Raw genomic sequence first — 25,628 nt, forward strand, 5'->3', positions numbered from 1 at the left:
GCGTCCGGCGGCGCGGCCGGCGCGGCGGCGGCCAGGCCAGCCGCCGCGCCGTGGATGGGCAATCCAGGCCGGGATCGGGTCGGCACGCGCTTTCTCAAACGCCGCTCAAACGGCCATTTCCGCGACGACGTCGCGCAGGCCGTCGCGCCAGTCCGGCAAGTGCAGGCCGAAGCGTTCGCGCAGACGCGCGGTATCCAGCACCGAATAGGCCGGGCGGCGCGCCTTGGTCGGGTAATCGGCGGTCGCGATCGGCGCCACTTCCGGCGCGCGCCCGATCAGGCCGGCCTGCAGCGCCGCCGGCATGATGGCGCTGGCGAATTCGTGCCAGCTGCATTCGCCGGCGCTGACCAGGTGATACACGCCGGAAAGCACCGTACGCTGCGCGGGTTCCAGCGCCAGCCAGCGCGCCAGCGCCGCGGCCGTGGTGCTGGCGATCAGCCGCGCCGGCGTCGGCGCGCCGCGCTGGTCGGCGACGACGCTCAAACGGTCGCGCTCGCGCGCCAGGCGCAGCATGGTGCGCAGGAAATTGCCGCCGCGCGCGGCGTAGACCCAGGCGGTGCGGAAGGTCAGGTGATCCGCGCCGCTGGCAGCCAGGGCCAGCTCGCCGGCCAGCTTGCTGCGGCCGTAGGCGCCGGCCGGGCCGGTGGCATCGTCTTCGCGGTAGGGCCGGCTGCCCTGGCCGTCGAACACGTAATCGGTCGAGTAATGCACCACGGCCGCACCGCGGCGCGCGGCCCAGGCGCCGAGCAGGCCGGGCGCATCGCCGTTGATGCGGCGGGCAAGTTCTTCCTCGTCCTCGGCGCGGTCGACCGCGGTATGCGCCGCGGCGTTGACGATCAGCGCCGGCGCCACGTCGTCCAGCAGCGCCTGCAATGCCGCCGCATCGTCGAGGGCGGCCGCGGCGCAGGCCGCGCCGCCGGGCAGGCGGCCGCTGCGCGTGACGGCGACGATATCGCCCAGCGGGGCCAGGCTGCGCTGCAGTTCAAAGCCGACCTGGCCGTTGGCGCCTAGAAGCAGGATTTTCACGGGGCATTTCTCGCTTTCGCGCGCTTGCGCGCAGTCGGCCGCGGCCGCCGCGCGGGCGCCGCGGACAGGATCAGGGCACGAAGACAGGCAGGCGTTCCGCTGCGATATCCGCCAGCAGCGGCGCCTTCTCGTCCTTGCCCGACAGCAGCGGCGCGCCGACCGGCCAGTCCACGCCTATGGCCGCGTCGTTCCAGCGCACGCCGGCATCGGCCTTGGCGTCGTAGACCGCTGTGCACTGGTAGGCGAAGGTGGCGTAGTCCGACAGCACGGCGAAGCCGTGGGCGAAGCCCTCGGGAATCCAGAAATGACGCTTGTTCTCCGCCGACAGCAGCACCGCCGTCCATTTGCCGAAATGCGGCGAGCCGCGGCGTATGTCGACCGCGACGTCGTAGACCTCGCCTTCGAGCACGCTGACGAACTTGCCCTGCGGATTGGGCCACTGGTAGTGCAGGCCGCGCAGCACGCCCTTGGCCGAGCGCGACACGTTGGACTGCACGAAGCGCAGGTCCAGCCCGGCCGCCTTGAATTTTTCTGCATTGTAGCTTTCGTAGAAAAAGCCGCGGTCGTCGCCGAACACGGCCGGCTCTATCACCACGCAGCCGGGCAGACTGGTCTCGACCACCTTCACGGCACCACCCCCTGTTCGGCCACTTGCAGCAGATAGCGGCCGTAGCCGTTCTTGGCCAGCGGCCGGGCCAGCGCGCGCAGCTGGTCGGCGTCGATCCAGCCGCTGTGGAAGGCGATTTCCTCCGGACAACAGACCTTGAGCCCCTGGCGGTTCTCGATGGTCTCGATGTAATTGGAGGCCTCGACCAGCGAATCGTGCGTGCCGGTATCCAGCCAGGCGTAGCCGCGGCCCAGGCGTTCCAGCATCAGCGAACCGTCTTCCAGATAGCGCCGGTTGAGATCGGTGATCTCCAGCTCGCCGCGGGCCGAGGGCTTGAGCGTGCGGGCGTAGTCCACCGCACGGCCGTCGTAGAAATACAGCCCGGTGACGGCGTAGTTGGACTTGGGCTGGGCCGGCTTTTCCTCCAGCCCGATCACGCGGCCGGCGGCGTCGAACTCGGCCACGCCGTAGCGTTCCGGGTCATGCACGTAGTAGCCGAACACGGTCGCGCCGTGCTTGCGCTGGGCGGAGCGGCGCAGCACGTCGGTGAAGCCGTGGCCGTAGAAGATGTTGTCGCCGAGGATCAGGCAGGACGGATCGGTGCCGACGAAATCCGCGCCGATCAGGTAAGCCTGAGCCAGGCCGTCCGGCGAAGGCTGCGCCGCATAGGTGATGGAGATGCCCCACTGCGAGCCGTCGCCCAGCAGTTCGCGGAACAGCGCCTGCTCGTGCGGCGTGTTGATCACCAGCACTTCGCGGATGCCGGCCAGCATCAGTACGCTGAGCGGGTAATAGATCATCGGCTTGTCATAGACCGGCAGCAGCTGCTTGCTGACCACCTTGGTCAGCGGGTACAGCCGCGTGCCGGAGCCGCCGGCGAGAATGATGCCTTTCTTGGTCGTCACGTCGTTTACCTGCGTTGCTGCGGCGGCCGGCACGGGCGGCCGGCGTCATCCGGGAAGGTCTGAACAAGTGTCCGCGGCGCGGCTCCCGTGACCTGCCTCTTGTCTCCACAACCCCGCCAAACGCTTGCTCCGCAAGCATTTGGCCGCCCCCCTGACTCAAGGGGACTCCACAAACCGCCCCCCGGATTGTTCAAAGGGTTCCTAGTTCTTGTCGCCCAGGCGCTCCATGCGATAGCTGCCGTCGAGCACGCGGTCGCACCACTGCTGGTTGGCCAGGTACCAGTCCACCGTGCGCGCGATGCCGCTCTCAAAGGTTTCCTGCGGCGCCCAGCCCAGTTCGCGCTGCAGCTTGCTGGAATCGATGGCGTAGCGGCGGTCGTGGCCCGGACGGTCCTTGACGTAGGTGATCAGGCTCTCGCGGCGGCGTCCGTCGGCCAGCGGCCGGCGTTCGTCCAGCAGGGCGCAGATGACTTTCACCACGTGGATGTTCTCGCGTTCCGAATCGCCGCCGACGTTGTACACCTCGCCGGTGCGGCCGGCCTCGAGCACGCGCTGGATGGCGCGGCAGTGATCGCGCACGTAGAGCCAGTCACGCACGTTGCGGCCGTCGCCGTAGACCGGCAGCGGCTCGCCCTTGAGCGCCTTCTGCACCATCAGGGGGATCAGCTTCTCGGGAAACTGGTACGGCCCGTAATTGTTCGAGCAGTTGGTGGTCAGCGTAGGCAGGCCGTAGGTGTGATGGAAGGCGCGCACCAGGTGATCGGATGCAGCCTTGGACGCGGAATACGGCGAATTCGGCGCGTACGCGGTTTCCTCGGTGAACTTGCCCACCGGGCCCAGCGAGCCGTAGACCTCGTCGGTGGACACGTGCAGGAAACGGAAACCGTCCTGGCGCTCCAGCGGCAGTGCGCGCCAGTAGCCCAGGGCGCGCTCCAGCAGGTTGAGGGTGCCCACGACATTGGTCTGCACGAATTCGGCCGGACCGTCGATGGAGCGGTCCACATGCGATTCGGCGGCGAAATTGACGATGGCGTCGGGGCGGTGCTCGGCCAGCAGGCGCTCGATCAGGGCGCGGTCGCCGATGTCGCCCTGCACGAAGACGTGGTCCGGATTGTTCTTCAGCGGTTCCAGCGTGTCGAGGTTGCCGGCGTAGGTCAGCTTGTCCAGGTTGATGATGCGGAAGCCGCCCTGGGCCAGCAGGTCAAGCACGAAGTTGCCGCCGATAAAGCCGGCGCCACCAGTCACGAGCAGGGTTTTCATGCGTCAGGTTCGCTCCAGGAAGCCCAGACCCGGCCAGGAGACGGCCGGACAGCCGGAAAGGGTACCAGAAGGCCGTCAGGGCCGCTTTGCGGGGCGCGGGAGCCGGGGATTCGGGATTGGGATTTCTTGCGCAGAAGCGGATACGCGCCGCTGAGGACACAGCGAGAATGGCGCATTGCGCGGGGGATACGCATTCGTTGTTCATTAATCCGCAATGGCCTGCGCATTCCTGCGGCAGCGGACGCCGCGTTGCGATCGGCCCGCGCCGATCCGCCAGCTGGCAGCCTGCATCCCGCCGGAGGCAGCACGCACCGCCAGGCGGGCCGGGCCGTGGCAGCGGCACCGCCTCCGGCCAGCCACGAGCCCTGCGCCGGTCCGGATGCGGCTTGCCGCCCCCGCTGCCGGTGTCCGGGCCGGGCAGGAATACCGCCCCTGCCCGATTGCGGGTTGAAGCCCAGTTCTGCGTACCAGCTATCCGCAACCGCATACAACGGCGGAGGACGGCGGGTTTCAACGAAAAAGCCCGCACGATGCGGGCTTTTTCGTTGACGGGTTGCGGCGGGAAAGCGCCGCTCAGAACGGGATATCGTCGTCGTCGAAGCCGGTGTTCTGCACCGGCTGGGGCGCACGCTGCGGCGCGGACTGGGGGCCGCGGGCCGGGCCGCGCGAGCTGCCGCCTTCGTAGCCGCCGCCACCGCCGCGGGAACCACCGCCTTCGTAGCCGCCACCGCCGCGGGAACCGCCGCCTTCATAGCCGCCGCGCGAGCCGCCGCCTTCGCCCATGTCGCCGCCGCCGGGACGGCCGCCGAGCATCTGCATTTCCGCCGCGACAATATCGGTGGAATAGCGCTTGACGCCGTCCTTCTCGTATTCCTCGGTGCGCAGGGAACCTTCGATATAGACCTGGCTGCCCTTCTTCAGGTATTCGCCGGCGATCTCGGCCAGGCGGCCGAAGAACTTGACCCGGTGCCACTCGGTCTTTTCCTTCTGCTCGCCGGTCTGCTTGTCCTTCCACGCTTCCGACGTGGCCACGCTGACCGTGGTGACGGCCATGCCGCCGGCGCTGTAGCGGGTTTCCGGGTCGCGGCCTACGTTGCCGACGAGAATGACTTTGTTGATGCCTCGTGCCATTGGTGCGGTTCCTTTACGTCTCGGCCTTACTACGGCCTTGCTGGGGCGGAACGATACCACGCGGCCCGCCTGGCCCTCGTCGGGAATCGGCCGCGGCGCGGCCTGGGAATCGTCCGAGCGCGACGGGCCGGCCGCGAGCATATTTCGCGCATGGCAACAAGCCCTCTTAGGCGAGTACCGGACGCGGCGGCGCAACCCTAGAGTAAGCCCGTCTCCCGAGCTGCGACGGCGCCCATGCTCCTGCCTTTCCGCCCGCTCCGCGCCCGCCGGTTGCCGGCGGTGCCGCCGGTCCGCCTGGCTTGCGCGCGCCGGGCGCTGGCGGCGTTGCCGGGCGTCTGCCGGGCGCTGGCGGCGTCACTGATGCGCCCGTGCGGCGCCGGCCGCCGGTGTGCCGCGGCGCTGGCGCTGGCCTTTCTGCTTCCGCCCGCCGGCGCGGCGCTGCCGCCCGGCCATGTGCCGGTGCGCAGCTACGGCCCCGCCGAGGGCCTGCCCGATGTGAGCGTGCGCGCGCTGCTGCAGGATCGCCCCGGTTTCATCTGGCTGGCGGCCGAGGAAGGGCTGTACCGCTACGACGGCCACCGTTTCGAGCCGCTGGGCCAGGATTTCGCCGCCACCGCGCTGCACGAGGATGCCGCCGGCCGCCTGTGGATAGGCAGCCGCAGCGGCCTGCGGCGCTGGAATGGCCAGGATTTCGAGCTGATCGCCGGCAGCGAAGGACTGGATATTGCCGCCCTGACCAGCGCGGACGGCGTGCTCTGGGTCGCCGCCAGTGCGGGCGCGTTCGTGCTGGAGCCGCGCGCACCGCTGCGGCCGCTGCCGGACTGGCCGGGCGAAGCCGCCACTGCATTGGCGGCAGGTCCGCAGCCGAACGAAGTATGGATCGCGCGCTGGAACGGCCAGGCCGAGATCCGCCACCGCCGCGGCGGGCGCTGGGAAAGCGTGCCGCTGCCGGCGGATGCCGCGCGGCGGCGCGTCGATGCGCTGGCGCGCGACGGCGCGGGGCGGATCTGGGCGCGCCAGGGTTCCAGCCTGCTCCACACCGAGGCCGCCGCCGGACCGGCGCGCTTCGTCGGTGCCGGACTCGAACCGGCCATCGCCGCACGGCTCAAATCCGGCCGCAGCCAGCTCATCGCCGGCCGCAGCGGCGACCTGTGGCTGCCGCTGGACGACGGCCTGATGCACTACGCCGGCGGCCGCTGGAACCACCTGGACATCGGCGCCAGCCTGCCGGCGCCGTGGACCCGCGCCGTGCTGGAGGACCGCGAAGGCAACCTGTGGATTGGTTCGCGCGGCCTGCACCGGCTGCTGCGCCACAGCCCGTTCCGCGCCTACGCCGCGCGCGAAGGACTGGACGGCAACAGTGCCTGGGGCCTGCGGCGCGACCGCGCCGGACGGCTGTGGCTGGCCGGGACCGGGCTGGCGCAACTGGCCGCGGACGGCCGCCGCACGGTCGCCGGCACCGAGGACCGCCTGCTGCTGAGCCTGACCGAGTGCAGCAACAACATCCTCTACACCGCCGGCCTGCCCGGCGACGCCGTGCTGCGCCACGATCCCGCGGACGGCTCCGTACAGCGGCTGGAGCTGGGCGCCCTGGCCGCGGCGCGGGTGATCCGCCTGCTCTGCGACCGCGACGACCAGCTCTGGGTCGCGACCGAGGACGCCGGCCTGCTGCGCGCCCGCGCCGGTGCGCCTGCGGAGTTCGCCCGGGTGGAACTGCCCGGCGGCACGCCGAACGAGTTCATCGGCGACATCCGCCAGGACAGCGCCGGGCGGATCTGGGTGGCCGGCCGCCAGGGCCTGGCGCTGTGGGAGAACGGACGCTGGCGCCGCTATACCCGCCGCGACGGCCTGCGCGAGGACCATGTGGCCTACCTGCTGCCGCTGCGCAACGGCGATCTGCTGGCCGGCTATTTCGGCGCCTACGGCGTGGCCCAGCTGCGCCAGACCGATGGCGGGCTGCAATTGCTGCGGCACCTGGACCGGCCGGGCGCGCCGTCCAGCATCTACCTGCTGGGCGAGGATGCGCAGTCGCGCCTGTGGCTGGGCGGCAGCCGCGGTCTGGACCGGCTCGATGCCCGGGGCTGGCAGCATTTCGGCCGTGCCGATGGACTGATCGGCGAAGACGTCAACAACATGGCCTTCCTGGCCGAAGCCGACGGCACAGTATGGATAGGCACCAGCGCCGGCCTGGCGCGGCTGGAGGACGCCGCGGCCGCTCCGGCGCAGCGCGCCGATGCCGCGGCCGGCCCGGGACACGTGGACGGCGCCGGCGCCGACCCTGCGCAGCCGGGCGATGCCGCAGCCAGTCACACCCCGGCCGCTTCGCTGCCGCCGCAAACGCCGCCGCCAGTGCAGCTGACCCGCCTGCGCCTGGGCGGCCGCGAGTTCGCGCCGGATGCGCGCGCGCTGCGCCTGCCCGCCGCGGTCACCGATGCCGAATTCCGCTACGCCGCGCTGAGCTATGCCGACGAGGAATACCGCGAGTACCGCAGCCGCCTGCTCGGCCACGATCCCGAATTCCGCAGCAGCCGGAACAACGAACTGCGCTACGCCGGACTGCGCGCCGGCGACTACCGCTTCGAGGTGCAGGCGCGCGGCCGCGCCGGCACCTGGGGCGCGCCGGCGGGTGTCGACTTCACCATCCTGCCGCCCTGGTGGCAGAGCATCTGGCTGCGCGTGCTGCTGGGCGTGGCCGCAGCTGCGCTGGTGCTGCTCGCGCTGCGCTGGCGCCTGTCCGTGCTGCAGGCGCGCAATCGCGCGCTGGAGCAGGCGATAGATGCGCGCACGGCCGAGCTGCGCCGCAGCAATCACGCCCTGCTGGCCGAGATCGACGTGCGCACCGCGGCGGAACAGGCGCTGTCGGCACTCAACACCGAGGAACGCCGGCGCAAGGAACGCTTCCATCTGATCACGCGCATCGCCGCGCTGATCTCGGCCAACCTGGATGCGGACACATTGCTGCAGCAGTCGGCCGCGGCCGTGCACGAGGTGCTGGGCTATGCCGGCGTCGCCATCCTGCTGCTGGATGGCAGCGGCGACCAGCTGCTGCCGCGCGCGCGCAGCGGCACCGGCCGCGTCACGGCACTGGCGCCGCAACGGCTGGCACAGGAACACGGCGTGATCGGTGCGGCCGTGCGCGAACGCCGGCTGCAATGCGTGACCGGCGCTGCGGCGGTGTCGCACGGCCCGCCCGTGTCCGATGCGCCGGGCGGCACGACGCCCGGCGCGCGGCCCGACGCCGCACCGCACACGACACCCGCCGCCGCTCTCGCCGTGCCCATCCTGATCGGCGACAGCGTGCTCGGCGTGCTGCATGTGGAAAGCGCGCAGGCCTTCGACGATCTCGACTGCGCCGGCCTCGCCATCGTCGCCGACTACCTCGCCGTGGCGCTGGAGAACGCGCGCCTGTTCCGCCAGGCCAGCGAGTCGGCCATCCTGGCCGAGCGCCGCCGCGTCGCCCACGATCTGCACGACAACATCATCCAGATCCTGTCCTCGATCAGCCTGCAGGCGCAGACCCTGGCGCATATCTCGGCCACGCCCACGGCCGAGCTGATGCAGCGCGCCGCGCGCGTGGCCGAGCTGGCCCAGCTCGCCGTGCGCGAGATGCGCGCGCTGCTGCTGGAATTGCGCCCGCCGGAAGCAAGCTCCCGCGCAGCCAGCCCGGACGCGCAACTGCCCCTGGCCGACAGCGTGCAGCAGCTGCTGCGTCTGATGGTGCCGGCGGCGATCGCGCTGGAGTTCGATTTCAGCCGCTACGTGCCGCAGCAGCCGGCGCAGGAACAGGCCCTGCTGCGCATCATCCAGGAAGCCGTTTCCAACGCGGTGCGCCATGCCGGCGCCAGCATCCTGCGCGTGGTCGGCAGCGCCGATGCATCGCAGGTGCGCGTGGCGGTGGCCGACAACGGCCGCGGCATGCCGCGGCGCCGGCGGCAGGGCCTGGGCCAGGAAAGCATGCGCGCCCGCGTCGCCGCACTCGGCGGCCAGCTGCGCGCCGGCACCGGCCAGCCGCACGGCACCGTGCTCGAAGTGGAATTGCCGCGCCGCGACCGCTGAGCCGCCCCCTCCAATGACAGGGGCCGCATGCCCACCGCTCACAGCTGTTTGCCGCTTCCGGCCCGGGCGAACCTGACCAGGCGCAGCGCCGTGTCGCTGCGCGGACTGCACGGCCGCGGCACTCCCGCCGCAAATCCGCGCTTTTCCACATGTCGCAAATCGCCGGCTACCGCGCCGGACTGCCATCAGGAACCTTCCCATGAAGCCAACCCTCGCCCTCTGCACCAGCCTGCTGGCCCTGAGCGCCGCCGCGGGCGCCGCGCCGCCGGTCGCCGGCCAGATCGCCAAGGCCGGACTCCCTCTGAGCATCCGCGACGATGTCGCCGCACCGGCGCTGAAAAACGCCGAAGCCGACGTGCCGCCGCAGACCACCCTGGTGCCGCCGCCGCTGCCGCGGCGCGCCAGCGACCGGCGTATCAGCCAGCCCGCGCTGGACAGCATCCAGACCTTTGCCGGCACGCGGCCCTTCGTCCACACCAGCGTGGCCGAGGGCACCATCGCGAGTTACGGTTCCGACCTGGTCTCGGTGCACAGCGCTTCCGGCGCGCGGATCGAGCGCACGCCCAACAGCAGCCTGTCCATCGTGCGCAATTACCAGCTGGCCTATTCGCATTCCCGCGACGGCGGCCACAGCTGGACCAGCGCCTACCTGCCGCCGCTGCCGGGCAGCACGGCCACGCTGGGCTTCGGCAGCGTCGATGTGGACCGCAACGGCAATTTCTATGTCGGCGGCATTGGCGTATCGGCCGCGGGCGAACGCACTGTCACCGTGAACAAATCGCTCAACGGCGGCCGCGATTTCGGCGCCGCGGGCCCGGTCGACAGCAGCGGCCGCGTCGACAAGAGCTGGCTGGCGGTAGGCCGCGATCCGCGCCGGCCGCAGCGCGACAATGTCTACCTGACCTGGGTTTCCTTCGACGACAGCAGCGGCGCCAGCGTGCTGCGCTTCGCCCGCTCCATCGATGGCGGGCGCAACTTCACCGTGAGCACGGTGTTTGCGCCGGAGCCGGATCCGGAACTGGCCAATCCGCAGAACGTGGTGCAGTTCCCCATGGTCACCACCGACCCCAGCAACGGCAAGGTCTACATCGCCTTCCTGCAGTTCGGCTTCGTGGCGCAGGACTATCTGCGCATACACGAATCCGACGACGGCGGCGAAACCTTCCGCCCGGTCACGTTCCATGTGCCGGGAGCGCCGAATGCGGAGGTCTATCCGGTGACCCAGCCCGGTACCGCGACCGAGTGCGGCGCGTTCGCGCAGCAGGGGCCGGACGGCCAGGTCTTCTACGTACCCAATACCCTGCTCACCCTGCATGCCGGCACCGACCTCGGCGGCTCGGCCAGCGGCGCGCCGCGCTACCAGCATGCGACGCGGGTGAACCTGCAACCGGCGCTGGCGGCCTCGCGCGGCAGCCTGCACCTGGCCTGGTCCAACTCCACCAGCACCGCCTTCGGCGATCCGCAGTCGGGCGCGCGCATCCACTACCTGCGCTCGCGCAACGGCGGCGCCACCTGGAGTCCCGCCCAGATCGTCGATACCAGCGGCCCGGCCGATGCGCGCCAGGTCATGCCGGCCATCGCCCTGGGCCGCAACCGCCCCGCCCGCAACGCCTTCGTCGCCGCGCAGCCGCAGGAAGTGCACATTTCCTACTATGCGCAGCTCCCCGACGGCAGCATCGTGCGCCGCCTGGCCCAGTCGAACGACCGCGGCGAAAGCTTCCCGCTACGCAATATCCGCCAGCTTTCCGACGCCCCCTCGACCCTGGCGCCCAGCAACACGCCGCTGGCGGATGCCGCCAACCCCTACCGCACCACCCATTACAACCGCCTCAAGGGTGCCTGCACCTCGCTGGGCGACTACGCCGGCATCAGCGTCGATGCCGGCACCGTGCATTCGGTCTGGGGCGATTCGCGCGAGCAGCTGACCCAGCCGGTAGATCCGCTGGATCCGATCTCCGGCCAGGTGCATGCGCGCGAAAGCGTGTTCTACCGCGCGCTGCCGGTCCTCTGACCTGCCGGGCCGCGCCTGCGCCGCCGCTATACTGCGGCGGCACAAGCGGCGCGGCCGCACTTCCATGCATCCTGAAACCGTGCCCATGAACCAGCCCGTGCATCGCATCCTGCTCGTCGACGATCACGCCGTGGTGCGCGAAGGCATACGTTCGCTGCTGGATACCGAGCCCGACCTGCACGTGGTGGGCGAAGTCGGTTCGGCCGAGGAAGCCCTGACCTTCGTCGCGCATACGCCGGTGGACCTGGCCACCTTCGACCTGCGCATGCCGGGCCTGGCCGCCGAGGCCGCGGTGCGTGCGCTAAGCGCCAGCCATCCGCAGTTGCGCATCCTGATCCTGACCAGCTTCTTCGTCGATGCGGAAGTGCGCGCCGTGCTCGCCGCCGGCGCTTCCGGCTATGTGCTCAAGGACGCCCGGCGCGAGGAAATCCTCACCGCCGTGCGCGCCGTGCTCGGCGGCAACAACTGGATACACCCGCCGCTGCAGGGCCGCGTGCTGCAACTGCTGCGCCAGGCGCCGGAACCGGCCAGCGCGCTGACGCCGCGCGAACGCGATGTGCTGGAACTGCTGGGCCGCGGCCTCAGCAACAAGCGCATCGCCCAGGCGCTGGGCCTGACCGAGGGCACGGTCAAGAGCTACCTGCGCCAGATCTTCCCCAAGATCAAGGCCGCCGACCGGCTGCAGGCGGCGCTGTACGCGCGCAGCCTGGCGGCGCCATAGCCCGCCAGCGCAGGGCTCACAGGTCCCGCGCCACGCGCAGGCCGACGTTGTGATAGCGCGAGGTCCGCGGCAGCAGCATGCGTATCGCCGAGCGCAGCCAGACCGGCTCGTCGCTCCAGGCCATGCCGCGGATCGCGTAGCGCACGCAATCGGCCACCGCGGCCGGACGTTCGCCGGCGAGCTGGCGCGCGTAAGGGATGTAGCAGTCCCCGCTCCATTCCGACACATTGCCGACCGTGTCGTAGAGGCCGAACGCATTCGGCGCCAGGCTGGCCACCGGAGCGGTCGCGCCATGGCCGTCGTCGCAATGGCTGGACGCGAACATGACCGTGGAGACCACGCCGAATGCGCTGCGCGCATAAGCCCTGCCGCTGATGTCGGCGCCGTTGGCGAAGCGGCAGCCGCCGTCGGGATTCTCGCCCCAGGGCCAGGGCGTGGTGCTGCCGGCGCGGATGGCATATTCCTGCTCGGCCTCGGTCGGCAGGCGGTAGGCCTTGCCGGTCGCGCGGCCCAGCCAGGACACATAGGCGTGGGCATCGTTCCAGCTGATGCAGGCGACCGGATGGCGGTCGTCCTGGGCGACACCGAACGCGCGCCAGCTGCTGCCGCGCTTCCATTCGGGCTTGAGCGAACCGACAGGCACGAAGCAGCCGTAGGTATCGCTCTTGTCCGGCACCGGCGTGTCGCGCTCGGCGTCGGTGACGTAGCCGGTCGCGCGCACGAAGGCGGCGAATTCGCCGCGGCTCACTTCGGTACGCCCCAGCGCAAAGGCCCCGACGCTGACCTCGTGCACCGGCCCTTCGGCCGGCCGGCGGCCGGCCTCGCTGTCCGGGCTGCCCAGCCGAACACGTCCGGCAGGCACTTCGACCAGGACCGGCCCCGGGCTGCCATCGGCCAGGGTATCGCGGAACTCGCGTGCGGCCGGGGCGGCGGCAGCGGCGGCCAGCAGCAGTGCGGCCAAGCCGTTCCGGGCGCAGTGCACGCGGCGGCGATGCATGGACGGGATCGGACGCATGGGAACCCTCCGGCTGCGGGCGCGGTTTGCGCTACCCCGGATCCAATGCGCCGGCGCGGCCGAAGCGAACATCGCGCCGCGGCGAATCGCCGCAGAAGCGCCGGCACGGCCCAGGCCGGCGTACCGTGTCACCGGCCCGCTATAATCCCGTTAAGTTCCGTCCGAGTACGCCCACCGATGCCCAGCGCTGCCACGGCCCTGTCGTCCGCCCTTCCCGATTTCGCCGCCGTGCAGGAACGGGCCCGTCCCGACATGCAGGCAGTGGACAACCTGATCCGCGGCCGGCTGGCCTCGGACGTGGTGCTGATCAACCAGATCTCGGCCCACATCATCGGCGGCGGCGGCAAGCGCCTGCGTCCCATGCTGCACCTGCTGGCGGCGCGCGCCGCGGGCTACCAGGGCAGCGACCATATCCAGCTCGCCGCGGTGATCGAATTCATCCATACCGCGACCCTGCTGCACGACGACGTGGTCGACGAATCCGACCTGCGCCGCGGCCGCAAGACCGCCAACGCCATGTGGGGCAATGCGGCCAGCGTGCTGGTCGGCGATTTCCTGTACTCGCGCTCGTTCCAGCTGATGGTGGAGCTGGAGCGCCTGCGCGTGATGCAGATTCTGGCCGACACCACCAACGCCATCGCCGAAGGCGAGGTGCTGCAGCTGCTCAATATCGGCAACGCCGACACCGACGAGACGGCCTACCTGCGCGTGATCGAGCGCAAGACCGCCGTGCTGTTCGGCGCCGCCACGCGCCTGGGCGCGGTGCTGGCCGGCCTGCCGCCGGAGCAGGAAGAGGCCATGTACCGCTTCGGCCTGGACCTGGGCTACGCCTTCCAGATCGCCGACGACCTGCTCGACTACGTTTCCGACGCCGATACCCTGGGCAAGAACATCGGCGACGACATCGCCGAGGGCAAGCCCACCCTGCCGCTGATCTACGCCATCGCGCGCAGCACGCCGGAACAGGCGCAGAGCCTGCGCCGGGCGATCGAATCCGGCGGGCTGGACTCGCTCGACAACGTCATCGCCGCGATCCGCGACTCGGGCGCGCTGGAACTGACCCGCGCCAAGGCCCTGGGCTATGCGGACGCGGCCCGCAGCAACCTGCAGGTGCTGCCGCCCTCGCCCGCGCGCGATGCGCTGGAGTCGCTGGCGCGCTACGCCGTGGACCGGACCTACTGATGGCCGGCACCGCCGCCGGCCGCGCCGCCGCGGTGCCGCCGGCATGATATTGCCGCGCTACCACATCGCCGATTCGCTGATCCCCGGCGCCGGCAAGGGCCTGTTCGTCGCCGAACACGTCGCGCGCGGCCGCCTGATCACCGCACCCGACGCCATCCCCGAAGTATTCCGCTTCGACGAAATCGCCCGGCGCCCCGACGCGGCCCAGCTGCTGCCCTCGACCGTGCGCTGGTTCGAGGACCGCTACACCGTCACGCCCGAATGGCCGGACGAGTGCTATATCAACCACGCCTTCGACCCGACCGGGCTGTGGCACCTGGGCTTCGTCTTCGCCCTGCGCGACCTGGCGCCGGGCACCGAAGTGACCGTCGACTACCGCCACCTGCTCGCACCCGGCCAGGCCGAGGATTTCCCCGACACAAGCACCGGCGCGCCCATCGTCGGCTTCAGCTGGGAAGAGAGTCTGGCCACCTCTACTGCACAGCTGCACGCCCTGCTGGAGCGCCGATGACTACCTTGCACCTGCTGCGCGCCCACGACTACCGCCGCATGGCCTGGAAGAACGGCGGCGGTATCACCACCGAGATCGCGCGCGTCCCGGCCGAGGGCGAAGCCTTCGACTGGCGCATCTCCATCGCCGAGATCGCCCAGGACGGCGACTTTTCCATCTTTCCCGGAATCGACCGCGAGCTGATGTTGCTCGACGGCGGCGGCGTGGAACTGCTGATAGGCACCGAGGCCTCCGTGAGCCTGGAGCGGCGCTACCAGAAGCATGCCTTCCCCGGCGAGGCGCCGGTGAGCTGCCACCTGCTCGACGGCCCCACGCGGGATTTCAACGTAATGGTGCGCCGCGGCCGCTACAGCGCCGAACTGCTGGCCCGCCCCATCGTCGGCGCGCAGCTGCTGTTTCCGGCCGCAGGCACGACCTGGCTGGTCCATGTGGCCAATGGCCATGCCGCCTTCAACGACCGGCCCGAAGTGCCTGCGGCCCAGGCCGGCGAAACTCTGGTCGTCGAATTCGACGCGGGCGGTTCTTCGCCGCTGGTGCTCAATGGGGCCGGGGAACTGGTGCTGGTCAAGTTGACCAGGCTGGGTTGAAAGGCAACGGGACGGGCCGGGACATTCCCGAGCGCGGATTCGCGGTTGCCGGGTCCGGGGCCAATTCCGAATCCCGCCCCCGGCACGCAGCCGGGAAAAGCCCGATCCCCAGCACGAACGCACTTGGGGAGCGAGCTAGGTAAAGAGGCGGCGCGTCAGATCACTGGGCAATCTGGTATTCGCCGGATCTTCAAGCGCTGAAGTTTTTCGGAAAAATCCAAACGACGAGGCGCGTTGATCGTCGCCCCTCATCCCCAACCCGCTCCCGGCGCAGCCCGGGGGAGAGGGAGTTTTCCGCCTCTTCTCACGGGAACGCGGCGGTTCCGCTTGCCGGAAACCTCGGGCACTGCGACGAAGCCGACCGCAGCGCATCTCGGCACAGCCATCCCCGGCACATCCGTATTCGGCACTTCCGGCTTCGGCGCCCCCATCCTCGACGCCCCCACCCACGGCGCATTCATCCTCAACGCACCAGTCCTCAACGCCTCCACCCACAGCACATTCACCACAATTTCCACAAGAAAACCAACAACCACAGCACCCCGGGCACGCTGCTCAGGTCTCCGACCACCGCCGCAGCAGGTTGTGATACACGCCGACCAGCTGGATCAGCGCCGGATCCTCCGGCCTGTCCCGCGTCAGGTGCTGTATCGACACATCCAGGTCGAACAGCAGCCGCCGCTCGCCTTCGTCGCGTACCAGGCTCTGGATCCAGAAGAACGAAGCCACGCGCGCACCGCGCGTGACCGGCAGCACCTGGTGCAGGCTGCTGGCCGGGTACAGGATCAGATCGCCGGCCGGCAGCTTCACGCTGTGGGTGCCGAAGCTGTCCTCGATCATCAGGTCGCCGCCGTCGTATTCCTCCGGCCCGCTGAGGAACAGCGTGGCGGAAAGATCGGTGCGCAGCGGACTGCGGTCCTCGCCGGTGCGCGGATAGCGCACCGCATTGTCCACATGGAAACCGAAGGACTGGCCTTCGCGGTAGCAGTTGAACAGCGGCGGGAAGATGCGCCGGGGCAGCGCGCCGGCCATGAAAGTGGGATGGCGCTGCAGGCGGTCGAGGATCACCGCGCCCAGTTCGCGCGCGACCGCGTGATCGTCCGGCAGCTGCAGATTGTGCTTGGCCCTGGCCGACTGATAGCCCGCGGTGATGCGGCCATCGGCCCAGTCGGCCGCGTCGAGCCGGGCGCGGAATTCACCGACTTCGGCCGGGCTCAGGACATTGGCGACGTGCAGCAGCATGGACGTGGAGCCTGGATGGAAGGAGTGTGCATGGTAGCGCAGCGCCTGCGGCAGCCCGCTTGATCGACGTCAAGCCGCCTTCGCCGGCAGCCTTTGCCGCGGACAATCAGCACGACGGCCAGGCGTGAGGCCCGGCCGTCGCAGTTCCCGAAAGTGCCGCCACGTCCCTGCGGCGGCATTTGCCACAAGCAGCGCGTGGATCAGAAGGCGTAGTTGGCCTGCACGGTGACCTGGCGGCCTTCGCCCGGCGTCGCCCAGCCATTGGCCGAGGTACGGATGCGGGTGTAGTACTCCTTGTCGAACAGGTTGTTGATGTTGAGCTGCAGGCGCAGGTCGCGGTTGACGTTCCACGCGGCCATGGCGCGGTGGGTCCAGTAGTCGTCGGACTTGGCCAGCGGGCCGTTGCGGTTGGTTTCGCTGTGCTGGTTCAGATAGAACTCGCCCTGGTAGTTCACGCCGTAGCCGAACTGCCACTGGCCGACGTCCAGCGTGGTCCAGGCATTGAAGGAATGCTTGGGTACCGAGACCAGATCGTCGCCGCGGGTGTAGTCGGCGCCGGCGGCGGCAGCCTTGTCCGACACGCCCTGCAGCACTTCGCTGTCGAGGTAGGTGTAGTTGGCGTACACCGCCCAGTTCTTGGTGATGGTGCCGCTGGCGCCGAGGATGACGCCGTCGACGCGGGCCTTGCCGTCGAGCACCTGTTCACCGCTGGGGTTTTCGCCGATGTTGTTCGGATCGCTGACGCGGTAGTTCTCGCGCTCGTTGCGGAAGATTGAGGCGGTCAGCGACAGGCGCTGGTCGAGCAACTCCCACTTGGTGCCGAGTTCGTAGTTGATCGCCGATTCCGGATCAACATTGCAGTTGTTGGTGCCGGCCGTCGGGCTCGCGTTCTGCGTGCAGGATCCATTGACCGAAGCCTTCGACGGCGTCTTGGAATTGCCGTAGGCAAAGTAGATGCTGCCTGCTTCCACCGGCTTGAACACCAGGCCGGCACGGTAGGAGAACATGTCGTCGCTGTTCTTGGCCGGCGGCGCTGCGCTGGTGACCGCGCCGTTGGCCACGTTGTAGGTGGTGCTGCTGCCTTCGTTGTGTTCGTAGCGCATGCCGACGTTGGCCTGCCACTGCTCGCTGAACTTCAGCGTGTCGAAGGCGTAGACGGCGGCGTTGTCCAGTTCGCCGTCGACCTTGCTGGTCAGGGTGCGGTTGCGCGGGCCGGTGTAGAGCGTGTCCGGACGGTACGGATCGGTGAACGGCAGGTGGTTGGGCGCGAGATAAGGATTGCTGCCGTCCGGATTGCGGAATTCGGAGCTGCCGTCCAGCGCATAGGATTCATGCATCAGCGAGAAGCCGCCGACCAGGGTGTGCTCTACCGCGCCGGTGTTGAAGTTCGCAGTCAGGTCGGTCTGGTTGATCAGCAGGCGATTGGTGGTGTCGCGCACATTGCCGCGCGGGCCGCTGGGCATGTAGGTGTTGATCGGCACGACGATGGTCACCGGCGGCTGCCCGGTCACCGGCGTGGTCGTCACTTCGCAGCTGGCGCCGGTCGGCGTGCGGTTGTTGGCCAGGCAGAAGGTGCCCTGCGGCGGATCGACGATGAGGAACTGGTTGACCTCCTGCGCGCGGGTGAAATTGCGCAGGCTCAGGCTGTCGCTGAAGGTGTGGTTCAGCACGGCGGTGAACGAGTCGATTTCGATTTCCTGCGTGTCGACGTTGCGGTAGCCGTAGTAGGTGCTGGGATCGAAATCGCCCGGCAGGGTGAAGCCGCGGTTGCCGGCGAAGAAATACGGCACGCCGTACTGGGGCGTGTTGTCATCGCGCTGGTGCAGGTAGCTCAGGGTGAAGGTGGTGTCGCTGCCCAGGCCGAAGGCGATGGACGGGGCGAAGCCCCAGCGCTTCATTTCCTCGACATCACGGCCCGGCACGTCGTTGCGGTGGCCCATGAGGTTCACGCGCACGGCGACGCTGTCGCCGATCATCTGGTTGGAATCCAGCGTGACGCGGGCGTAGGAATCGGTGCCGACCGCGGCGCCGAGATTGGTGAAGTCGCCTTCGCGCGCGGCCTTGGATACCAGGTTGATGGTGCCGCCGACCGAGCCCGCGCCCGAATACACCGAGCTGGCGCCGTTGACGACCTCGATCTGCTCCAGGTTGAAAGTGTCGCTGCGCGAGTACTGCGCGCTGTCGCGCACGCCGTCCACCTGGATGTCGTTGCTGGCGGCGAAGCCGCGCAGGTTGATGCTGTCGCCGAAGCCGCCGCCGCCTTCGCCGGCGCCGAAGGTGATGCCCGGCAGGGTCGACAGCACGTCGCGCAGGGACAGCAGGTTCTGCTGCGCCATGACTTCCTGCGGCACGACTTCGATGGTCTGCGGCGTATCGCGCAGCGGCGCGGTGTACTTGGGCGAGGACGCTTCCTTGACGGCGACGCCGGTCACATCGACCGCATCCAGCGAAGTCGTGTCGCGGCCGCGGCGGCCGTCGGCCACGTCGGGCGCGGTCACGGCGTCGGCGGAAACGGCGCTGCCGGCATCGGCGGCGGCGGTTTCGGCCGCGGCGGTTTCGGCGAACGCATGCGGCGCGGCGGCAGCCAGGGCCAAGCCCAGGGCCGTGGTCAGCAGACGCGGCGGCGTGGTGGCGGCGGAGCGGATGTACGACGAATTCGACATGGTACTTCCCTGAGTCTTTGGATGGGGCAGTCGGCGCAGCCGCCGCGCGCGGCGCGGGCGGCATGCAAATGTGGGCGAGGTGGATGTCCCCTGGCCGGCCTGTGGCGCGCCGCAAAGCCGGCGCGGCAGCAAGGCCATCAACAAGACTTTAACAGTAAATAAGAATGATTCGCAACAGTTCTCTCAGCGGTATCGAGACCCGGCCCGGTGGATCAGACCGGTGTGGTTCGCACCGGGCGGCAATCGGGATGACGTGATCGGAGCGCGCGCGGATCTGCCCGTGAAACGCCGGGCCGGGTGCAGGCGCGCGGCGGCGCAATCAGGCCCTAGTACACATCGCGGCGGTAGCGTCCCTGCTCCGCCAGCTGCTCCAGCAGGGCAGTCCCCAGCGCGGCGCGCAGTTCCGCGTCCACCGCAGGCGCCATGCCCTGCAAGCGGCCGCAGACGTAGATGCAGGCACCGGCGGCGGTCCAGTCGCGCACGGCGGCGGCGGCTTCGCGCAGGCGGTCCTGCACGTAGATGCGCTGCGCCTGGTCGCGCGAGAAGGCGAGATCGACGCGCTCCAGCCAACCCTGCGCCTGCCAGGCCTGGATCTCGTCGGCGAAGAAGAAATCGTGCGCGCGGCTGCGTTCGCCGAACAGCAGCCAATTGCGCCGGCAGCCGGCGGCGATGCGCGCCTTGAGCAGGGCGCGCAGGCCGGCGATGCCGGTGCCGTTGCCGATCAGGATGAGCGGACAGTCCCCGGCCGGCGCATGGAACTGGGCATTGCGGCGCAGGCGCAGGTCCACCGTGCCGCCGACGGCAGCATGCGCGGTCAGCCAGCCCGAGCCCGTGCCCAGACTGCCGTCCTCGCGCCGCCATTGCCGCACCAGCAGTTCCAGGCGGCCGTCGGCGGGAATCGAAGCGATGGAATATTCGCGATGCGGCAGCGGCTTGAGCCGGTCCAGCCATTCGCGCAGCGGCAGCGCGCCGGGTGCAGGCGGGTCCGGCCACTGGCTGCGCGCCAGGCGCGCAGCGACGGTTTCGCCATCGGCCAGCACTTCATCACCGTCAATGCGCAGGCGCTGCAGCAAGGCCAGTACTTCGGCCGGCGCATGATGCGGGCCTATCTCGGCCACATCGCCGGCCTCCCAGTGCGCGGCTTCGCCAGCCGGCGCGGTCAGGCCGATCAGATAGCAGCCGCCGCCGACGCTGCCTGGGTTGATCTGCTCGCGCCGGTCCAGTTGCCAGGATGCGTAGCGCGGCGCGGACCAGTCGGGCTGGTCGGTGCTGCCGGCCAGCACGCCGACCTGGTGCTGCCAGTGGCGCAGGGCGCCGGCATCCGCATTGTCCACATCGATACGATCGAACAAGGCCTGTGCGCCCTGGTGGCGCAGCCAGGCATCAAGACGGCGGCCAAAGCCGCAGAAGTTCACGTATTCGCTGTCGCCCAGGGCAAGCAGGCCGTAGCGCAGGCCGGCCAGCGGCGCGGTCCGGTCCAGGCTGCGCCGGGCGAAACCCGCAGCCATGTCGGGCGGATCGCCTTCGCCGTAGGTGCTGACCACGAACAGCACATCGCCAGCCGCCTGCTGCGCATCCCATTGGTCCAGGCCCAGCAGACGCACGCCGCGGCCGGCGTCTCGCAGCAGTTCCGCGGTGCGCCGGGCCAGGCTCTCGGCGGTGCCGGTCTGGGTGGCATAGACCACACTGATCGTATCGCCCGCGATGGCAGCCGGCAGCGCCGCCGCGGCGCGCAAACGGCGCCGGCGCAGCCAGCGGCAGAAACCGGCATAGGCCAGCACCACGCCCAGCGCGCCGAATACGCGCTGCGGGCCGGGATCGCGCCAGACGATCTCGCTGCGCTGCAGTCCCAGCAGCCACAGGGCGACAAGCACGAGCACGGCCAGCACGGCGGCATTGCCGAGCAGCGCGCGCCGGGAAGTGTCGCGGCGAGCTGCGTTCACGGGCGGCGCTCCCGGAAGAAAACCCCGCAGGATCCGCTCATGCGCAGCGGAAGCGCGCGAAGGTGGACGATTCGGCCACGCTCAGCCCCTGCTCCGCGCGGCGCACGAAACGCGCGGCGATGCCTTTGCGCTGGGCGAAGTCCAGGCCGTGTTCGGCGCCGAGCACGCTGAACGCAGTGGCATAGGCATCGGCCAGCATGGTTTCCGCGTGCAGCACGCTGACCGCGGCCAGATCGTGGGCGACCGGCTGCGCCGTACGCGGGTCGATGGTGTGCGAATAGCGCCGGCCGCCGCTGTCGAAGAAACGCAGATAGTCGCCGGACGTGGCGATGGCGCCGTCGCGCAGCACGCCGACCAGCGGCATGTCGGTCGTGCGTTCGGGAGATTCGATGGCAACGTACCAGGGCCTGCCGTCGGCGCGGCTGCCGCGCGCGCGCAGTTCGCCGCCGACCTCGACCAGGTAATCGTGCACGCCCAGCTCATGCAGGCGGTTGCAGACCTTGTCCACCGCAAAGCCCTTGGCGATGGCGGAAAGATCCAGCAGCACGCCGCCGGGCTGCCACAGCGCGCGGCGCGCATCGTCGCTGCGCACACGCTGCCAGCCGCAGTGCTGCTGCGCCCGCGCGATGGCGGCGGCTTCGGGCGGCGCCTTGCGCTCGCCGTCGGGGCCGAAGCCCCACAGGTTCACCAGGCGGCCCACGGTGGGATCGTAGGCACCGTCGGTTTCGCGCGCCACGGCAAGCGCGGTGCCGACGACGTGATAGCAGTCCGCCGGCAGCTCCACCCAGGTCTGCGCCGCCGCGCGGTTGTAGCGGCTCAGGTCGGAATCTTCGCGCCAGGTGCTCATCTGGCGGTCGACCTGGTCCAGTTCGGCCTCTATCGCCGCACGCACCGGCGCCGGCGCCAGCTTGCGCCGGGCGCAGGCCTTGACCGACCAGGACGTGCCCATGCTGGTGCCTTCCCAGGCACGCACGGGCCAGGCCAGCAGGCGCCGCGGCAGGAAGCGCCGCGCGAAGGGCTTGAGGCTCATGCGCGCGGCTCCGCGCCGGCGGCGCGCGGCAGCCTGCGGTGACGGGAGGCAGAGCGACGGCGCTGTGCGGACATCGCGCTTACTGCGCCAGCACCTCGAACGTCGCGACGTAGCTGGCGCGGCGCGCGGTGGCCTTGGGGATGGTCGCGTTCTTGTCCTGCACCGAGGTCTCCAGCCAGTACATGCCCGCGGCCGGCCAGGTCACGCTGATCTCGCCGTTCTTGTCGGTGGTCAGGTTGATTTCGTTCTGCGCATTGCGCCAGCGGCTGCCGCCGGGAACGATCTCGATTTTCAGATCCGCCGCGGGCTTGCCTTCCAGGGTGAAACGGAACTTGGCCGCCTCGCCGGCGAACAGATCGTTCGGGTGCGTGACCGGCGTCATTTCCAGGCCCTTGCCGCTGATCTTCAGCGCCGTGTCGTTGGGCGCGCCGGCGGTGGCGAAGGTTTCGATGCGGCCGTTGGACTGGGTGATCTCGACGTTCTTCGCATCCGCCGGGATTTCCTTGGCGAGGTCTTCCGGCTTGCCGCGCCAGCGCTTCTTCTCGCCATTGAGGTCGTAGCTGGCGAACAGGCCGGCGTTGACCACGGCGATCTTGTAGGTGCCGTTCTTGTCCAGGTGCAGGTCGAAGCTGGAGCGGAACTTGCCGGTGAACGGATTTTCCGCCATCGCCGCACTGCCGTCCGGGGCGGTGATGACGAGGTTGTCCAGGCGCACCGGCACATGGTTGAAGTAGAACAGGTCGTTGGAGACGGCCGCGTCGACCGTGATCCACTGGTCCTGGGTCAGCACGGTGGCCGAGGGCAGCAGCCAGGATTTGTGCGCCTGCGCCGTGCCGGCGGCGGAAACGGCAAGCACGGCGGCGAGCAGGGAGAGCGTCTTTTTCATGGGTGCGGTCCTGTGGTGATCAGGGAGCGAGATCGAGCGAGACGGTGCCGAGTTCGACTTCGCCCTTGGCGTCGGCATGGACGGGCACGGCCGGCGGCCACTGGAACGGGATGCGCAGCAGCTCGCGGCCGCCGACTTCGCGCGCGGCCTCGACCACCAGCGAATACTTGCCCGGCTTGAGGCCGGCGAGCTGGGGCTGCTTGTCGTTGAAGCTGAGCTTGTGCACGCCGGCCGGGCGCGTCGCGCCGCTGACGCCGTCGATGGGCAGCGTCGCCGTGCGGCCGGCGCGGCGCCACCACTGGCGCAGGTCGGCCAGCCACTTGCTGCCCTGTTCCTGCTTGCCGCTGGCGGCGTCCTTGCCGGCTTTCTGCTGGTACCACACGGCCAGGTTGGCGGCGACGCTGTTGTCCTCGCGCTCCACCCATACCGCCACGTAGGGCCGGTGATATTCGGCCACGTCGAGGCTGGGCACCTCCAGGCCGACGTTGAGATCGGCCGCGCTGGCCGTGCCGGCGAGCAGCGCGCTGAGCGCGCAGGAAAGTCGAAGCTTCATCCGCATGGCAACCTCGTCAATGAATGAACAAAAGTACAAGTACAAAAGGAATCACCAGCCCCAGCGCGACCATGGGCCAGGTGGCCGGCCGGCGCGGCGCATGCAGTTGCAGCAGGAACAGGCCGGTGATGGCGAACACCAGGCAGGCGACGGCGAAGAGGTCGATGAACCAGGTCCAGGCCGGGCCGGTGTTGCGGCCCTTGTGCAGGTCGTTGAGCCAGGCGATCCAGCCGCGGTCGGTGCGCTCGTATTCGACCGCGCCGCTATGCAGATCCACGCTGGCCCAGGCGTCGCCGCCGGGCCGCGGCAGCGAGACGTAGATCTCGCCCGGGCTCCACTCGGCCTCGGCGCCGGCGATGCGCAGCGACAGCTCGCTGGCGAACCACTGCGCCAGTTCCTCGTCCAGCACGGCCTTGCCCTCGACCGCGCGCGCCGCCAGCGCCTCGCGCAGGGCGGCGGGAATCTCGGCCTTGCGGTTGGTCACCACCGGGACGGCGCCGATCTGGCTGGCGTGGTTGAGGGTGATGCCGGTGAAGGCGAACAGCAGCAGGCCGATCAGGCAGGCCGCCGAGGAAATCCAGTGCCATTGATGCAGCGTCTTCAACCACCAGGCGCGGCGTTGCGGATCATTGGCCATGGAAGTCGGACGGCTCGAATCGGACGGAAAGCGCCGGATGGTGGCGCGAGGGCCGCGATTACAGCACAAATGAGAATCAGTCTCAATTCAGGCCGCCTTGCATCCTGCCGGCAGCCGCCGGCCCGGCAAGGGGACCGCAGAGGCGCCGCAAGGAACGGCAGCGGTTCCCCGCCGGCGCAGCGCGGCGTCCGGCGCGACAACCGTACGCCCGGGCCAGCCAGGGCCTGTGGTTTGCAGCAATCCATGCCGCACCTTGCGGCTCGGGGACAAACCGGCGCAGCCGCGCCCGGATACCTTGGCGGCAGATCCGGCGCCGGCACCGCAGCGGCGTCAATCCCAGCGATCGTCGCGCGTGAACACCGCCGCGTCTTCCACCTTCACCGGAAACTTGGCGATCGGCTCGTAGGCCGGCGGGCAGGTCACCGCGCCGGTGCGCAGGTCGAAGCGTGCGCCGTGGCGCACGCATTCGACCTCATAGCCATGGACGGGGCCGCCGGCCAGCTCGCCGCCGTCGTGGGTGCAGACATCCTCGACCGCGTACAGCTCGCCGTCGATATTGAACACGGCGATGGCCACGTCGCCATCCCAGGCGATGCGGTATTCGCCGGGCAGCAGTTCGGCGCGGCTGCAGACGCGGATCCAGTTCTCGCTCATGGCGGCCGGGTCAGAGCGCCTTGGCCAGCACTTCAAATTCGAGATCGTCGCGCCTGGGAATGCCGAAGCGCGCATCGCCGTACGGGAAGGGCTTGCGCACGCCGGTGCGCACGTAGCCGCGGCGCACGTACCAGGCGATCAGGCTGTCGCGGATGGTGATGACGGTCATCTGCATTTCTTCGCAGTTCCATTCCACCTTGGCGATGCGCTCGGCCTCGGCCAGCACCAGCTTGCCGACACCGCCGCCCTGCAGGCCGGGATCGACTGCGAACATGCCGAAATAGCCGATGTTGCGCCCGTCCTGCTGCAGCCGCTCCACATGGCAGCAGCACAGCAATTGGCCGCCGCGTTCGGCCAGCACCACGCGGCTGTGGCTGCGGCTGATCAGATCGGCGACGGAATCCGGATCGGTGCGCTGGCCGTCGAGGAAATCCGCCTCGGTGGTCCAGCCCTGCTTGCTCACATCGCCGCGGTAGGCGGATTCGACCAGGCTGACGATGGCGGGAACATCCGCCGTCGCGGCGGCGCGGAAGGTGACGGGCGTGGATTCGGCTACGGCACTCATGCAGGGTCCTTTTCGGTAGTCGTACGCGCCTGGCCGGCCAGGGCGGCGCTCAGTGTGGCCCAGGCCAGCTGGGCGCATTTGCGTCGCGCAGGGTAGCGCGCCAGCTCGCCCAGCGCAGCCAGGCCGCCCAGTCCGGGCGCGGCGGCCTCGCCGCGCAGCAGCGCCTCGAAGGCCTGCTGCAGCGGAGCCAGCGCGGCCGCATCCAGGCCCAGCACGCGCTCGCCCAGCAGCGAAGCCGTCGCCGTGCAGATGGCGCAGCACTCGCCGCGGAAGCGGTATTCGGCGATGCGGCCGGCATCCAGGCGCAGTTCCAGCCGCAGCGAATCGCCGCACAGCGCGTTGACGCCGTCGGCGGCGTGGGTATGCCCGGCCAGCGCGCCGTGGTTGCGCGGCGCGCGGTGGTGTTCGAGCACGATATCGCGGTACAGGGCCGGCGCGCTCAT

General features: G+C 69.8%; 21 protein-coding genes and 2 pseudogenes. 7 read left to right on the top strand and 16 right to left on the bottom strand.

All coding sequences use genetic code 11. The features are described 5' to 3' along the window. Nucleotides 1-105 precede the first annotated feature (105 nt). The 5 genes from rfbD to ssb form a co-directional block, all read right to left on the bottom strand. Nucleotides 106-1,026: a dTDP-4-dehydrorhamnose reductase gene (gene rfbD, locus NM961_RS04370; RefSeq protein WP_255911659.1), complete on the bottom strand. Its 921-nt coding sequence runs from the start codon at nucleotides 1,024-1,026 to the stop codon at nucleotides 106-108. 70 nt (nucleotides 1,027-1,096) lie between these two features. Further along, complete coding sequence (rfbC, locus tag NM961_RS04375; RefSeq protein WP_255911714.1) at nucleotides 1,097-1,654, bottom strand: dTDP-4-dehydrorhamnose 3,5-epimerase; 558 nt, start codon at nucleotides 1,652-1,654, stop codon at nucleotides 1,097-1,099. After that, nucleotides 1,651-2,538 carry a glucose-1-phosphate thymidylyltransferase RfbA gene (gene rfbA, locus NM961_RS04380; RefSeq protein WP_255911716.1) on the bottom strand — a complete coding sequence of 296 codons (888 nt, stop codon included), beginning with the start codon at nucleotides 2,536-2,538 and terminating at the stop codon, nucleotides 1,651-1,653. Before rfbA ends, rfbC begins: the two co-directional genes overlap by 4 nt. 201 nt (nucleotides 2,539-2,739) lie before the next feature. After that, entirely contained in the window at nucleotides 2,740-3,798 is a 1,059-nt protein-coding gene (rfbB, locus tag NM961_RS04385; protein WP_255911718.1) for a dTDP-glucose 4,6-dehydratase, read from the bottom strand. A 573-nt stretch (nucleotides 3,799-4,371) separates the two neighbouring features. After that, nucleotides 4,372-4,929, bottom strand: coding sequence for a single-stranded DNA-binding protein (gene ssb, locus NM961_RS04390; protein ID WP_255911720.1), 558 nt, complete (start codon nucleotides 4,927-4,929; stop codon nucleotides 4,372-4,374). Nucleotides 4,930-5,289: 360 nt separating this feature from the next. Here ssb and NM961_RS04395 point away from each other — a divergent pair, with 360 nt between their 5' ends. From NM961_RS04395 to NM961_RS04405, 3 genes are all read left to right on the top strand, one after another. After that, the gene (locus tag NM961_RS04395; protein WP_255911738.1) at nucleotides 5,290-8,985 is read left to right on the top strand and encodes a two-component regulator propeller domain-containing protein; all 3,696 of its coding nucleotides are present in this window, start codon (nucleotides 5,290-5,292) and stop codon (nucleotides 8,983-8,985) included. A gap of 199 nt (nucleotides 8,986-9,184) precedes the next feature. After that, on the top strand, nucleotides 9,185-10,996 hold the full coding sequence (locus NM961_RS04400; protein ID WP_255911740.1) for a beta propeller repeat protein: 1,812 nt from the start codon (nucleotides 9,185-9,187) through the stop codon (nucleotides 10,994-10,996). Between the two features lie 85 nt (nucleotides 10,997-11,081). Next, nucleotides 11,082-11,717, top strand: coding sequence for a response regulator (locus NM961_RS04405; RefSeq protein ID WP_255911742.1), 636 nt, complete (start codon nucleotides 11,082-11,084; stop codon nucleotides 11,715-11,717). A gap of 16 nt (nucleotides 11,718-11,733) precedes the next feature. Here NM961_RS04405 and NM961_RS04410 read toward each other — a convergent pair whose 3' ends face one another. Further along, complete coding sequence (locus tag NM961_RS04410; protein ID WP_255911744.1) at nucleotides 11,734-12,732, bottom strand: formylglycine-generating enzyme family protein; 999 nt, start codon at nucleotides 12,730-12,732, stop codon at nucleotides 11,734-11,736. Between the two features lie 177 nt (nucleotides 12,733-12,909). On the opposite strand from NM961_RS04410, the gene NM961_RS04415 reads away from it, so the two are divergent. The 4 genes and pseudogenes from NM961_RS04415 (at nucleotide 12,910) to NM961_RS04430 (ending at nucleotide 15,097) form a co-directional block, all read left to right on the top strand. After that, nucleotides 12,910-13,914, top strand: coding sequence for a polyprenyl synthetase family protein (locus NM961_RS04415; RefSeq protein WP_255911746.1), 1,005 nt, complete (start codon nucleotides 12,910-12,912; stop codon nucleotides 13,912-13,914). A 43-nt stretch (nucleotides 13,915-13,957) separates the two neighbouring features. Then, nucleotides 13,958-14,425 carry an SET domain-containing protein-lysine N-methyltransferase gene (locus tag NM961_RS04420; RefSeq protein WP_255911748.1) on the top strand — a complete coding sequence of 156 codons (468 nt, stop codon included), beginning with the start codon at nucleotides 13,958-13,960 and terminating at the stop codon, nucleotides 14,423-14,425. A gap of 38 nt (nucleotides 14,426-14,463) precedes the next feature. Then, nucleotides 14,464-14,919: pseudogene (locus NM961_RS24275) on the top strand (HutD/Ves family protein); the annotation flags it as partial. Nucleotides 14,920-14,970: 51 nt separating this feature from the next. Beyond that, nucleotides 14,971-15,097, top strand: a pseudogene (locus tag NM961_RS04430). Between the two features lie 470 nt (nucleotides 15,098-15,567). Here NM961_RS04430 and NM961_RS04435 read toward each other — a convergent pair. From NM961_RS04435 to sufU, 10 genes are all read right to left on the bottom strand, one after another. Next, nucleotides 15,568-16,254, bottom strand: a complete 687-nt coding sequence (locus NM961_RS04435) for a Fe2+-dependent dioxygenase (protein ID WP_255911761.1) — start codon at nucleotides 16,252-16,254, stop codon at nucleotides 15,568-15,570. 200 nt (nucleotides 16,255-16,454) lie between these two features. Continuing rightward, nucleotides 16,455-18,917, bottom strand: a complete 2,463-nt coding sequence (locus NM961_RS04440; RefSeq protein ID WP_255911764.1) for a TonB-dependent receptor — start codon at nucleotides 18,915-18,917, stop codon at nucleotides 16,455-16,457. Between the two features lie 326 nt (nucleotides 18,918-19,243). After that, nucleotides 19,244-20,860, bottom strand: coding sequence for a flavodoxin domain-containing protein (locus NM961_RS04445; RefSeq protein ID WP_255911766.1), 1,617 nt, complete (start codon nucleotides 20,858-20,860; stop codon nucleotides 19,244-19,246). A gap of 37 nt (nucleotides 20,861-20,897) precedes the next feature. After that, the gene (locus tag NM961_RS04450; RefSeq protein WP_255911769.1) at nucleotides 20,898-21,890 is read right to left on the bottom strand and encodes an FAD:protein FMN transferase; all 993 of its coding nucleotides are present in this window, start codon (nucleotides 21,888-21,890) and stop codon (nucleotides 20,898-20,900) included. A 79-nt stretch (nucleotides 21,891-21,969) separates the two neighbouring features. After that, on the bottom strand, nucleotides 21,970-22,776 hold the full coding sequence (locus tag NM961_RS04455; RefSeq protein ID WP_255911771.1) for a DUF4198 domain-containing protein: 807 nt from the start codon (nucleotides 22,774-22,776) through the stop codon (nucleotides 21,970-21,972). Between the two features lie 19 nt (nucleotides 22,777-22,795). Further along, the gene (locus NM961_RS04460; protein ID WP_255912200.1) at nucleotides 22,796-23,329 is read right to left on the bottom strand and encodes a DUF2271 domain-containing protein; all 534 of its coding nucleotides are present in this window, start codon (nucleotides 23,327-23,329) and stop codon (nucleotides 22,796-22,798) included. A gap of 16 nt (nucleotides 23,330-23,345) precedes the next feature. Next, the gene (locus NM961_RS04465; protein ID WP_255911774.1) at nucleotides 23,346-23,966 is read right to left on the bottom strand and encodes a PepSY-associated TM helix domain-containing protein; all 621 of its coding nucleotides are present in this window, start codon (nucleotides 23,964-23,966) and stop codon (nucleotides 23,346-23,348) included. Between the two features lie 330 nt (nucleotides 23,967-24,296). Then, a complete protein-coding gene (locus tag NM961_RS04470; protein ID WP_255911776.1) occupies nucleotides 24,297-24,620 on the bottom strand; it encodes a Rieske (2Fe-2S) protein in 324 nt (107 codons plus the stop codon). Nucleotides 24,621-24,630: 10 nt separating this feature from the next. Further along, entirely contained in the window at nucleotides 24,631-25,185 is a 555-nt protein-coding gene (locus NM961_RS04475) for a GNAT family N-acetyltransferase (RefSeq protein ID WP_255911778.1), read from the bottom strand. Continuing rightward, nucleotides 25,182-25,628, bottom strand: coding sequence for a Fe-S cluster assembly sulfur transfer protein SufU (sufU, locus tag NM961_RS04480; protein WP_255911780.1), 447 nt, complete (start codon nucleotides 25,626-25,628; stop codon nucleotides 25,182-25,184). The genes NM961_RS04475 and sufU overlap by 4 nt, the downstream gene beginning before the upstream one ends.

It is taken from the genome of Tahibacter harae (assembly GCF_024437735.1).
Taxonomy (GTDB): domain Bacteria; phylum Pseudomonadota; class Gammaproteobacteria; order Xanthomonadales; family Rhodanobacteraceae; genus Tahibacter; species Tahibacter harae.